General features: G+C 35.6%; 11 protein-coding genes. 10 read left to right on the forward strand and 1 reads right to left on the reverse strand.

The annotated features are described in order from the left end of the window. Nucleotides 1–9: 9 nt before the first annotated feature. The 10 genes from menD (at nucleotide 10) to L1S35_RS07505 (ending at nucleotide 11,367) form a co-directional block, all read left to right on the forward strand. The gene (gene menD, locus L1S35_RS07460; RefSeq protein WP_236398707.1) at nucleotides 10–1,671 is read left to right on the forward strand and encodes a 2-succinyl-5-enolpyruvyl-6-hydroxy-3-cyclohexene-1-carboxylic-acid synthase; all 1,662 of its coding nucleotides are present in this window, start codon (nucleotides 10–12) and stop codon (nucleotides 1,669–1,671) included. Between the two features lie 28 nt (nucleotides 1,672–1,699). After that, on the forward strand, nucleotides 1,700–2,938 hold the full coding sequence (locus tag L1S35_RS07465; RefSeq protein ID WP_236398710.1) for an HD domain-containing protein: 1,239 nt from the start codon (nucleotides 1,700–1,702) through the stop codon (nucleotides 2,936–2,938). Nucleotides 2,939–2,965: 27 nt separating this feature from the next. After that, nucleotides 2,966–3,994: a UDP-3-O-(3-hydroxymyristoyl)glucosamine N-acyltransferase gene (gene lpxD, locus L1S35_RS07470; RefSeq protein ID WP_236398712.1), complete on the forward strand. Its 1,029-nt coding sequence runs from the start codon at nucleotides 2,966–2,968 to the stop codon at nucleotides 3,992–3,994. Between the two features lie 6 nt (nucleotides 3,995–4,000). Beyond that, the gene (locus tag L1S35_RS07475) at nucleotides 4,001–5,389 is read left to right on the forward strand and encodes a bifunctional UDP-3-O-[3-hydroxymyristoyl] N-acetylglucosamine deacetylase/3-hydroxyacyl-ACP dehydratase (RefSeq protein ID WP_236398714.1); all 1,389 of its coding nucleotides are present in this window, start codon (nucleotides 4,001–4,003) and stop codon (nucleotides 5,387–5,389) included. Between the two features lie 17 nt (nucleotides 5,390–5,406). Continuing rightward, the gene (gene lpxA / locus L1S35_RS07480) at nucleotides 5,407–6,189 is read left to right on the forward strand and encodes an acyl-ACP--UDP-N-acetylglucosamine O-acyltransferase (RefSeq protein ID WP_236398716.1); all 783 of its coding nucleotides are present in this window, start codon (nucleotides 5,407–5,409) and stop codon (nucleotides 6,187–6,189) included. Nucleotides 6,190–6,238: 49 nt separating this feature from the next. After that, nucleotides 6,239–6,805, forward strand: a complete 567-nt coding sequence (efp, locus tag L1S35_RS07485) for an elongation factor P (protein WP_236398718.1) — start codon at nucleotides 6,239–6,241, stop codon at nucleotides 6,803–6,805. Nucleotides 6,806–6,875: 70 nt separating this feature from the next. Further along, on the forward strand, nucleotides 6,876–7,817 hold the full coding sequence (locus L1S35_RS07490; RefSeq protein ID WP_236398721.1) for a UDP-3-O-(3-hydroxymyristoyl)glucosamine N-acyltransferase: 942 nt from the start codon (nucleotides 6,876–6,878) through the stop codon (nucleotides 7,815–7,817). Then, the gene (locus L1S35_RS07495; protein WP_236398723.1) at nucleotides 7,807–8,166 is read left to right on the forward strand and encodes a nuclear transport factor 2 family protein; all 360 of its coding nucleotides are present in this window, start codon (nucleotides 7,807–7,809) and stop codon (nucleotides 8,164–8,166) included. Before L1S35_RS07490 ends, L1S35_RS07495 begins: the two co-directional genes overlap by 11 nt. A 136-nt stretch (nucleotides 8,167–8,302) precedes the next feature. Then, on the forward strand, nucleotides 8,303–9,175 hold the full coding sequence (gene sucD, locus L1S35_RS07500) for a succinate--CoA ligase subunit alpha (protein ID WP_236398726.1): 873 nt from the start codon (nucleotides 8,303–8,305) through the stop codon (nucleotides 9,173–9,175). Nucleotides 9,176–9,267: 92 nt separating this feature from the next. After that, nucleotides 9,268–11,367, forward strand: a complete 2,100-nt coding sequence (locus L1S35_RS07505) for a DUF7619 domain-containing protein (RefSeq protein WP_236398729.1) — start codon at nucleotides 9,268–9,270, stop codon at nucleotides 11,365–11,367. A gap of 22 nt (nucleotides 11,368–11,389) precedes the next feature. Here L1S35_RS07505 and L1S35_RS13340 read toward each other — a convergent pair whose 3' ends face one another. Further along, a complete protein-coding gene (locus tag L1S35_RS13340; protein WP_370641058.1) occupies nucleotides 11,390–11,800 on the reverse strand; it encodes a T9SS type A sorting domain-containing protein in 411 nt (136 codons plus the stop codon). Nucleotides 11,801–11,811 lie beyond the last annotated feature (11 nt).

Genomic DNA, 11,811 nt, shown 5'->3' on the forward strand with positions numbered 1-11,811 from the left:
TAAGCAACAATGATTTACCCTAAAATACCTTTAGCACAAAGCATTATTGAAATATGCCACGCCAAAGGAATTCACGATATTATAATTTCCCCAGGTTCCAGAAATGCGCCATTAACTATAGGATTTTCTAATAATCCAAAGTTTAACTGTTATAGTATTGCAGATGAGCGTTGTGCTGCTTTTTTTGCTTTGGGAATTGCACAGCAGACCAAGAAACCGGTTGCTGTAGTTTGTACATCTGGTTCGGCATTGCTGAATTATTATCCGGCTTTTGCCGAAGCGTTTTACAGTCAGATTCCGTTTGTTGTTATTTCCGCCGACAGGCCTTTTGATAAAATAGATATTGGTGACGGACAAACGATTCGTCAGGAAAATGTTTTTATCAATCATTCGTTATACAATGCCAATTTAACCGAAGAAGCTTCAGAAGAAAATGATGTTTTTATCAATGAAGCAATTAATGTGGCTATTGCCCGAAAAGGACCGGTACATATCAACGTTCCTTTTGAAGAACCGCTATACGAAACTACGAACAAACTTTCAGTCGATTTTAATGTAACCGGTTTGGTTTTACCTCAAAGAATACTAGATGTCGATGATATTATAGCTTTTTCTACATTATGGAATCACAGCCGTAAAGTTCTAATTTTGGTTGGAGAATGTACTCCGAATTCTATTGAGCAAAAATGGTTAGATCAACTGGCATCTATTCCGTCGGTTGTTGTGATGACCGAAACGATATCAAACTTGCATCATCCGAGTTTTATCAATAACATCGATACTGTAATCACCCCATTTTCACCATCAGAATTTTTAGAACTGCAACCGAGAATTCTAATCACATTTGGTGGCATGATTGTATCGAAGAGAGTAAAAGCATTTTTACGAAAATATAAGCCAAAACACCATTGGCACATTGATGAGCATAGAGCTTATGATACATTTGGTATGTTGACCAAACATTTTAAAGTTCATCCAAATCAGTTTTTTAAACAATTTTTACCATTTGTAAAAAACATGGAAAGTGATTATAAAGCGACTTTTCAAAATATTCATTCAAATCGAAAAGTAAAACATAACGAGTATCTTTCTCAGGTTCCGTTTTGTGATTTAAAAGCATTTGAAAGTATTTTATCAAGTTTGCCAAAGGATATCCAATTACAAATTAGTAACAGTTCGGCTATTCGCTATGCGCAATTATTCGATATCGACACATCGATAGAAGTATTTTGTAACCGAGGAACAAGCGGAATAGACGGAAGCACTTCAACAGCTATTGGAGCCGCAGTCGGAAGCAAAAAGCCAACAGTTTTAATTACTGGCGACATTGGTTTTCTTTACGACAGCAACGCACTTTGGAACAATTATATTCCAAAGAATTTTAAAATCATCCTAATAAATAATGGCGGTGGCGGTATTTTCAGAATATTACCGGGACATCAGGAAACGGAAACTTTCAACACTTATTTTGAAACCTCGCATTGTTTAACAGCGGAGCATTTGGCTAAAATGTATCAGTTGGATTATGCCACGGCAAGCGATGATGCGTCATTAAAAAAAGGTTTGTCTAAACTTTTCAAGCAAAATGAGAAGCCAATAATTCTTGAAGTTTTCACCCCAACTCGCGAGAATGACAAACTATTGCTGAACTATTTCAAAGCTTTGGTATAAATTTATATCTTTACGAAAATCAACAGTTTTGAGCAGTACTAACAAACTTAAAATATTCAACGACCCGATTTATGGTTTTATCACCATTCCGAATACGTTGATTTATGATTTAATTCAGCATCCTTACTTTCAGCGTTTGCGTCGCATTACCCAAATGGGTTTGTCTTATTTGGTTTATCCCGGCGCACATCACACTCGTTTTCATCACGCAATTGGCGCTATGCATATGATGCAAAAAGCCGTTGAGGTTTTGCGCTCCAAAGAAGTTTCTATTTCCAAAGAAGAAGAAAATGCTTTATACATTGCAATACTGTTGCACGATATTGGACATGGGCCGTTTTCACATACTTTGGAACACAGCATTGTGGAAGTCCATCATGAGGAAATTTCAATGTTGTTCATGAACAAACTTAACGAAGAGTTTAATGGGCAATTGAGTTTGGCAATCCAGATTTTTAAAGGAGAATATCACAGGAAGTTCATGTTGCAGTTGATTTCAAGTCAATTGGATATGGATAGAATGGATTATTTAAAACGCGATAGTTTTTACTCGGGTGTTGCCGAAGGAAATATTAATTCAGACCGACTAATCCAAATGCTGAATGTCATGGATGATGTTTTAGTTATGGAAGAAAAAGGGATTTATTCTATCGAAAAGTTCCTGATGGCAAGACGATTGATGTACTGGCAAGCCTATCTGCACAAAACAAGTTTAGTGGCCGAACTGACATTAACTAATGCATTGCAAAGAGCAAAAGAGTTATTTCACAAAGGTATTGAAATAGAGTGCAGCAAGCCGTTGAAGCATTTCATGGAATACAAAATAACTTCTGAAAATTTTTCTAATAATGATTTAGATAACTTTTCTCAACTTGATGATTTTGATGTAATTAGTTCATTAAAAAATTGGCAAAATCACAATGATTATATCTTGAGTAGTTTGAGTAAAATGATTATCAACAGAGACTTGCCAAAAATAAAGCTCAACAGCGAAAAGTTTCCAAAAGAAGTGTTGGTGGAAATGATTACACGCTTTGCTAAAGAGCACAATATTACTGAACAGGAAGCCAAATATTTTATCTTCAAAGGAAAGATTAAAAATCAGGCCTACAGCAAAGATGCTGAACCGATTAGGATTTTAAAAAAAGACAAAACCATCGAAGATGTAGTGGAAGCTTCTGACCAATTGAATTTAAAAGCCTTGTCAAAACCGGTTACTAAGTATTTTATTTGTTATCCAAAACAACTTGACGAAAACTACCATTAAAATCGATTTTTTTATACTTTTGTGGCGATGAAATTTACAGCAGCTCAAATAGCGGGAATTCTTGAAGGCGAAGTGGTAGGCAACCCTGATGCCGAAGTCTTTAAATTAGCCAAGATTGAAGAAGGAACACAAGGTTCGCTAACGTTTTTAGCCAACCCAAAGTATGTTAATTTTATATACACTACCGAAGCAACAATTACCATTGTTAATAATGATTTTGTTCCCGAGAATGAGCTGACAACTACGTTGATTAAAGTAGAAGATGCCTATCAGTCTTTTTCAAAATTGTTGGAATATTACAATCAGGTAAAGCTAATGAAATCGGGCATTGAACAACCATCTGTGATTTCGGAAAATGTGACTTATGGCGAGCAACTTTATTTGGGAAGCTTTAGTTATATCGGAAAAAATGTGACTATTGGCAACAATGTAAAAATATATCCAAACTGTTTTATCGGAGATAACGTGACCATTGGTGATAACTGTATCTTTTTTGCAGGTGTAAAAATATATTCTGAAACCGAAATTGGAAACAATTGTAACTTTCATTCAGGATGTGTTGTAGGTTCGGATGGTTTTGGTTTTGCGCCAACTGAAGACGGAACGTTTAGTAAAATTCCACAAATTGGTAACGTAATAATAGAAGATGATGTCGAAGTAGGAGCAAATACGACTATCGACAGAGCTACTTTAGGAACAACATTAATCCGAAAAGGAGTAAAGTTAGATAATCACATTCAAGTTGCTCATAACGTTGAAATTGGCGAAAACACAGTAATTGCTGCTCAAACTGGTATTGCGGGTTCAACTAAAATTGGAAGCAATTGTATGATTGGCGGTCAAGTTGGTATTGCTGGTCATATCACTATCGGAAATAATGTTCGTGTCCAGGCACAATCGGGTATTGGAAAAAATATAAATGACGGAGAAGTGCTGCAGGGCAGTCCGTCTTTTGGCTATGCTGATTACAGTAAATCATATGTTCATTTTAGGAATTTGCCTAAGATTGTTGCCGATATAGAAGAATTAAAAAAGAATAATAATACAATTAAATAGCTTACCATGGTTAAACAAACAACCATCCAAAACGAAATTTCACTAACAGGTGTTGGACTTCATACTGGAAAAGAAGTAAAAATGACTTTTAAACCTGCTCCTGTGAACAATGGTTTTACCTTTGTCAGAGTAGATTTAGAAGGTTCTCCGGTTATTGAAGCGGATGCGAATTATGTAGTGAATACACAACGCGGAACAAACCTTGAAAAATTAGGTGTTAAAATCCAAACTTCAGAACATGTGCTGGCAGCTTTTGTAGGTTGTGATGTTGATAATGTAATTATTGAATTAAACGAATCAGAGCCGCCAATTATGGACGGTTCTTCTAAGTTTTTTGTCGAAGCAATCGAGAAAGTAGGAGTAGTTGAGCAGGAGGCAGAACGCCAATATTATGTTGTAAAAGAAGTAATTTCGTTTACAGATGAAGCTACCGGAAGCGAAATTCTTTTAATGCCTTCAGATGAATATCAGGTAACGACAATGGTTGATTTTGGTACTAAAGTTTTAGGAACTCAAAATGCTACTATGAAAAGCATTTCAGAATTTAAAACTGAAATTGCCGATGCCAGAACTTTTAGTTTCCTTCATGAATTAGAAACATTATTGGATAGTGGTTTGATAAAGGGAGGCGATTTGAATAACGCCATCGTTTATGTGGATAAAGAAATTTCACCAAAAACTATCGAAAATCTGAAAGTGGCATTTGGTAAAGATTCAATATCGGTTAAACCAAATGGTATTTTAGATAACTTGACTTTGCATTATCCAAATGAAGCGGCACGTCACAAATTACTTGATGTTATAGGTGATTTAGCTTTAGTAGGAACAAGAATTAAAGGAAAAGTAATTGCCAACAAACCAGGGCATTTTGTAAACACACAGTTTGCAAAAAAATTGTCTAAGATGATTAAAATAGAGCAAAAAAATCAGGTTCCGGTTTTTAACTTAAACCTAGAGCCTTTAATGGATATTCATAAAATCATGAGTATTCTGCCGCACAGACCACCATTTTTATTTATCGACAGAATCATCGAAATGTCAGATAATCATGTAGTTGGTTTGAAAAATGTTACGATGAATGAAACGTTCTTCGTAGGGCATTTTCCGGGAGCGCCTGTAATGCCTGGCGTAATCATTGTAGAAGCTATGGCACAAACCGGTGGAATATTAATTCTGAGTTCGGTTCCCGATCCAGAAAACTATTTAACCTATTTCATGAAGATTGACAATGTGAAGTTCAAACATAAAGTATTGCCGGGCGATACATTGATATTTAAATGTGATTTGATTTCACCAATTCGTAGAGGAATTTGTCACATGTCGGCTAGTGCTTATGCTAACGGAAAATTAGTTGCCGAAGCAGAATTGATGGCGCAAATTGCCAGAGTTAATTAAACAATAACTGATAACTTATGAATCAACCTTTAGCATACGTACATCCTGGAGCAAAGATTGCCAAAAATGTAGTAATCGAACCTTTTACAACCATTCACAACAATGTAGTCATTGGTGACGGAACCTGGATTGGCTCCAATGTTACCATAATGGAAGGCGCACGAATAGGAAAAAATTGTAACATTTTTCCGGGTGCTGTAATTGCAGCCGTACCTCAGGATTTAAAATTCGGAGGAGAAGAATCACTTGCAGTAATTGGTGACAATGTAACTATTAGAGAGTGTGTTACGATTAACCGTGGTACAATCGCATCGGGGCAAACCAAGATTGGTAACAACTGTCTTATTATGGCAACTGCCCACATTGCCCACGATTGTCATATTGGAGATAACGCAATTATCGTAAACGGCGTCGCTTTGGCCGGACACGTAATCGTTGGAAATTATGCTATCATCGGAGGATTAGCTGCCATTCATCAGTTTATCCAAATAGGTGATCACGCTATGATTTCGGGCGGTTCGTTGGTTCGTAAAGATGTTCCTCCTTATACTAAAGCTGCAAAAGAGCCGCTTTCTTATGTTGGAATTAATTCTGTCGGCTTGAGACGAAGAGGATTTTCTTCTGAAAAAATCAGGGAAATTCAGGATATTTACAGAATTCTGTATCAAAAAAATTATAACACCTCACAGGCAATGGGCATTATCGAAGCCGAAATGTCAGCTTCACCGGAACGTGACGAGATTTTAGATTTTATCAGAAACTCATCAAGAGGAATCATGAAGGGATACTCAGGTTCTTAATTAAACACAACAAATAAACAAATAACCGAATTAACAAATAAACATCAAAATGGCATCTACATCAGATATTAGAAACGGATTATGCATTAAGTTCAATCACGATATTTATAAAATTATTGAATTCCTTCATGTTAAACCAGGAAAAGGCCCGGCTTTCGTGAGAACCAAATTAAAAAGTTTAACTAACGGAAAAGTATTGGATAATACGTTTTCTGCCGGACACAAAATCGATACGGTTCGTGTGGAAACTCAAAATTTCCAATATTTATATGCAGAAGGAAATCAATTTCATTTCATGAATGTTGAAACGTATGAGCAAATCACTTTAGATAAAAATATTCTTGATGCTCCGGATTTATTGAAAGAAGGAACTAACGTAATGGTTCAGATTAATACTGAAACGGACTTACCACTTTCTGTTGATATGCCGGCTTCTATCGTTTTAGAAGTTACTTATGCTGAACCAGGCGTAAAAGGGAACACAGCAACAAATGCAACAAAGCCTGCTAAAGTTGAAACCGGAGCTTCAGTAAATGTTCCGTTATTTATCAATGAAGGTGACAAAATCAAAATAGATACTGCGACGGGTTCTTATATGGAACGCGTTAAGGAATAGTTTACAGTCACAGTTTACAGTCACAGTTGTGTGGCTCTGAATACTGCGACTGCGACTGAATACTAAAAAAATGAAATTCCCAAAAACACATACTTTAAAAGAAATTGCGGCCATTATCGGTAGCCAATATGTTGGTGCTGATGATTTTCCTGTGGAAGGCATGAACGAAATTCATGTAGTTACACCCGGAGATATTGTTTTTGTTGACCATCCAAAGTACTACGATAAAGCGCTACAATCGGCAGCGACTATTGTTTTGATTAACAAGGAAGTTGAATGTCCAAAAGGAAAAGCATTATTGATTTCGGATGACCCTTTTAGAGATTTCAACAAACTGACAAAGCATTTTAGTCCTTTTATGGCAGCAAATGTGAGTATTTCAGAATCGGCAACAATTGGAGAAGGGACAGTTATTCAACCGAATTGTTTTATCGGACACAATGTAACTATTGGTAAAAACTGTTTGCTTCATGCGAATGTAATTGTCTATGATAACACGGTGATTGGAGATAATGTGATTATTCATTCGGGCACAATTTTGGGAGCAGATGCTTTTTATTACAAAAAGCGACCTGAAGGTTTTGATCAATTGCTTTCCTGCGGAAGAGTTGTTATTGAAGACAATGTTGGAATAGGAGCGTTGTGTACTATTGATAAAGGCGTGACCGGAGATACTACTATTGGTGCCGGATCTAAGTTAGATAATCAGGTGCATGTTGGACACGATACCATAATTGGGAAAAAATGTCTGATTGCCGGACAAGTTGGAATTGCAGGTTGTGTAGTACTTGAAGATGAAGTTACCATGTGGGGACAATCTGGTACTACAAGCGGAATTACTATTGGTGCCAAAGCAGTGATTATGGGACAAACCGGAGTAAGTAAATCTGTAGAAGGAGCGAAGACCTATTACGGAACTCCAATCGATGAAGCGAGAGAGAAGATGAAGCAGTTTGCCAACTTAAAGAAAATACCGGAAATTTTAAACAAACTAAATAAAGATGAGCGCTAAAGAAATCGTTCAGGAGTTTTATAAATCTGATGCCTTGCTGGAAACCGAAACTGTTTCCAAACTTTTGCATGATGATATAGTTTTAGAATGGCATAGTTCCAAAGGTTTTCTAAAACTAAATCGTCAGGAAATAATAGATTTAACAACAGAATTGGGAAAAGCATATGTTCGTTCGAAAGCCAGGATAACCCATATTTTAGAAGACGGCAATACCGTTTCTGTTCGTTATTCACATTATGTAAAAACTATTGAAAACCCAAGAGAAGAAATGCTCTTAGCACATTTCATGGTTATATGGGAATTAAAAAACAACAAGCTTTACAGAGGTTATCAAATGAGTCAATTATAAAGGGTAAAAAAACTAATTACTAATCACTAATTACTAATTACTATTTTCTACTTTTGTAGCACCAAAAAATAAACAAGCAACAATTAATATAAACTAACAGAATCTGAAATAAATTCAGTTTAAAACAAACAAAAACATGAGCGTTTTAGTTAATAAAAATTCAAAAATAATAGTTCAGGGATTTACAGGAAGCGAAGGGACTTTCCATGCTTCACAAATGATTGAGTATGGGACCAATGTTGTTGGTGGAGTAACACCGGGAAAAGGTGGTACAACCCATTTAGACAAACCGGTATTCAATACGGTAAAAGATGCTGTTGAAAAAGCAGGAGCTGATACTTCTATTATTTTTGTTCCGCCTGCTTTCGCAGCTGATGCTATTATGGAAGCTGCAGATGCCGGAATCAAAGTGATTATTGCTATCACAGAAGGTATTCCAGTAGCGGACATGATTAAGGCGTATGCATATATTAAAGATAGAGATTGCAGATTAATTGGGCCAAACTGTCCGGGAGTAATTACTCCTGAGGAAGCTAAAGTTGGTATCATGCCGGGCTTTGTTTTCAAAAAGGGAGGTGTTGGCATCGTTTCTAAATCGGGAACATTGACTTATGAAGCGGCTGACCAGGTTGTAAAACAAGGAATGGGAATTACAACAGCTATCGGAATTGGCGGTGACCCAATCATCGGAACAACAACTAAAGAAGCAGTTGAATTATTAATGAATGATCCCGAAACCAAATGCATCGTAATGATAGGTGAAATCGGAGGTCAATTGGAAGCAGATGCTGCCAAATGGATAAAAGCTGATGGTAACCGCAAACCGGTTGTTGGTTTTATTGCCGGAGAGACTGCTCCAAAAGGAAGAACAATGGGACATGCAGGTGCAATTGTTGGTGGAGCTGATGATACAGCTGAAGCTAAAAAACGCATCATGAGAGAATGCGGTATTCACGTAGTGGATTCTCCTGCTGAGATTGGTAAAAAAGTAAAAGAAGTAATGGGTTAATCTCATTATCAATATATTAAATTTAAAGCTTCACATTCGTGAGGCTTTTTTTATTTCTTATTTTTCTTATCTTTGAATATCAAACCTTATTTATGAAAAAACTGTACTTTTTTTTACTTCTTACAATCAATGTTTTTATTTCTAATGCACAGATAGTTACAATTCCTGATATTAATTTTAAGACGAAGTTGTTGGCGGCGAGTACGACTAATCAAATTGGTAAAGATTTAGCCGGGAATTATATAAAAATTGATGCCAATAATAACGGAGAAATCGAAGTAAGTGAAGCCCAACAAATAGCATGGTTAGATGTCAATAATCAAAATGCAGCAGCTTCAGTTTTAATTTCAAATGTTACCGGAATAGAAAATTTTACAAATCTGGTAAGATTAAATGTTGCATATAATAGTCTTGCCGCTATTAATCTCGCTCCATTTACAAATCTTCAGGCTTTCTTTTGTCAGTCAAATCAAATAACTTCTCTTGATTTTACGGGGCTTACTAATGTAACAGGTATTACGGCATGGCAAAATCAACTTACTTCTGTAAATGTAAATGGATTGGTAAACCTCACGACTGCTTGGTTTGATACAAATCAATTAACCACTTTAGATTTTAGTTCTTGCATAAATTTGAATAATGTTTATTGTGCCAGTAATCAATTGGTTTGGTTGAATTTAAAAAATGGTAAAAATGAAGCAAACACAGGTTTCGGAAGTAATCCCACTTTAAGATATATATGTGCTGATGAAGGTCAGTTAAATAGTATTCAAAATCTTTTAGATGTATTTTCAATGACCAATTGTAATATTGGAACTTATTGCTCATTTACACCCGGAGGAAATTATTATACAATCCAAGGTAACAGTAAATTTGATAGTAATAATAATGGATGTGATTTATTGGACATATCTTATCCATACTTAAAATTAAACTTTTCAGGAGTGACTACCGGGAGTATGTTTGCAAATACGTCCGGTAATTATTCAATTCCTGTGTCAGCTGGAACTCATACCATTACTCCTGTTTTAGAAAATCCAAGTTACTTTATAGTTTCTCCTACTTCGACAGTTGTGAATTTCCCAACTCAAAGTAGTCCGTATACACAAGACTTTTGTATTTCTGCCAATGGAATTCACAATGATGTTGAATCATGGATTTTTCCATTAACCCGAGCAAGACCCGGATTTGATGCAAGATATAAAATTGTATACAAAAACAAAGGCAACCAAACTATGTCAGGAACATTGACATTTGGTTTTGATGATGATTATATGGATTTTGTCTCAGCGACACCAACACCGGAAAGTATAAACTTTAGTTTGCTGACATGGAATTATGTGAATCTGCTTCCTTTTGAAATACGTGAGATAGAAGTCACGCTTAATATGAATACGCCATCGGAGTCTCTTCCGCTTAACATTGGCAGTATAATTAAATTTGAATCAACCATATTTCCATTGGCTGGAGACGAAACCCAGACCGATAATTCACATCGCTTACAGCAAGTGGTTGTTGGTTCATTTGATCCAAATGATAAAAATTGTCTGGAAGGAAATGTAGTTGGAGTAGAAAAGGTTGGGGACTATGTACATTATATGATACGCTTTGAAAACACCGGAACCGCTGCTGCTGAAAATGTTGTTGTCAAAGATATTATTGATACCGCAAAGTTTGATATTGCCACTTTAGTAGCTTTGAGTGCCAGTCATTCTTTTTTAACAAAGATTACATATACCAATAGAGTAGAGTTTATCTTTGAAAATATTAACCTGCCATTTGATGATGCAAACAACGATGGTTATGTGGTATTTAAAATTAAAACCAAGTCAACATTGGTGGTTGGAAATACTTTTAGTAATTCTGCAAGCATTTATTTTGATTATAATTTCCCAATTGTTACCAATACGGCTACAACGACAATTGCCGCTTTAGGAACACAGGATTTTGAGTTTAGTAATATGTTTACTTTGTCTCCTGTACCGGCGAAGAACAGTTTAACGATTACAACCAAACAAAATGTGACCATTAGTTCTGTAAGCATTTATAATGAACTTGGGCAATTGATTCAGGTTACGACTAATCCAAATGATACGATAGATGTTTCGGGATTGAAAGCAGGAATTTACTTTATCAAGATTCTTAGCGACAAAGGAACTTCGACTGATAAGTTTATAAAGGCTAATTATTAAGATTTAATTATGTTGAGTTTCTTTATTTGATAGTCACTTTCTTGATAAGTTGACCCTCACTGGATTCTATTTTTAAATAATACATCCCTTTCACTAAATCGTCAACAGAAATCGTATTTCTATTTGAATCAATCGATTTTTTAAATATAATTTGCCCTAAATTATTTATCAAAGAGACAGAAACAAAGTTTATTTCTAAATTGCTCCAATCAATTGTAAGGTAATCTTCTGCAGGATTGGGATACACTTTAATGGCATCTGACAGATTATTTTCTGGAATAGATAATGTTAAATTACAAGAGGCAGAAACTGCATTGGTATTTTCAATTGTATTGCCTGAAGGTAGTGAATGACCAGCAAATCCAATAAAATCATTTGGGTAAAAACTACATCTAAACACTAAATTTTGTGCAGGTGTTGTTCCTTGGGTCATTACACCACTTT

The sequence above is a fragment of the Flavobacterium anseongense genome (assembly GCF_021608185.1).
Taxonomy (GTDB): Bacteria; Bacteroidota; Bacteroidia; order Flavobacteriales; family Flavobacteriaceae; genus Flavobacterium; species Flavobacterium anseongense.

Coding starts and splice junctions, on each gene's coding strand:
- efp (WP_236398718.1), top strand. CDS start 6,239: ATGGCATCTACATCAGATATTAGAAACGGATTATGCATTAAGTTCAAT.
- sucD (WP_236398726.1), top strand. CDS start 8,303: ATGAGCGTTTTAGTTAATAAAAATTCAAAAATAATAGTTCAGGGATTT.
- lpxD (WP_236398712.1), top strand. CDS start 2,966: ATGAAATTTACAGCAGCTCAAATAGCGGGAATTCTTGAAGGCGAAGTG.
- L1S35_RS07490 (WP_236398721.1), top strand. CDS start 6,876: ATGAAATTCCCAAAAACACATACTTTAAAAGAAATTGCGGCCATTATC.
- menD (WP_236398707.1), top strand. CDS start 10: ATGATTTACCCTAAAATACCTTTAGCACAAAGCATTATTGAAATATGC.
- lpxA (WP_236398716.1), top strand. CDS start 5,407: ATGAATCAACCTTTAGCATACGTACATCCTGGAGCAAAGATTGCCAAA.
- L1S35_RS07505 (WP_236398729.1), top strand. CDS start 9,268: ATGAAAAAACTGTACTTTTTTTTACTTCTTACAATCAATGTTTTTATT.
- L1S35_RS07495 (WP_236398723.1), top strand. CDS start 7,807: ATGAGCGCTAAAGAAATCGTTCAGGAGTTTTATAAATCTGATGCCTTG.
- L1S35_RS07475 (WP_236398714.1), top strand. CDS start 4,001: ATGGTTAAACAAACAACCATCCAAAACGAAATTTCACTAACAGGTGTT.
- L1S35_RS13340 (WP_370641058.1), bottom strand. CDS start 11,800: ATGACCCAAGGAACAACACCTGCACAAAATTTAGTGTTTAGATGTAGT.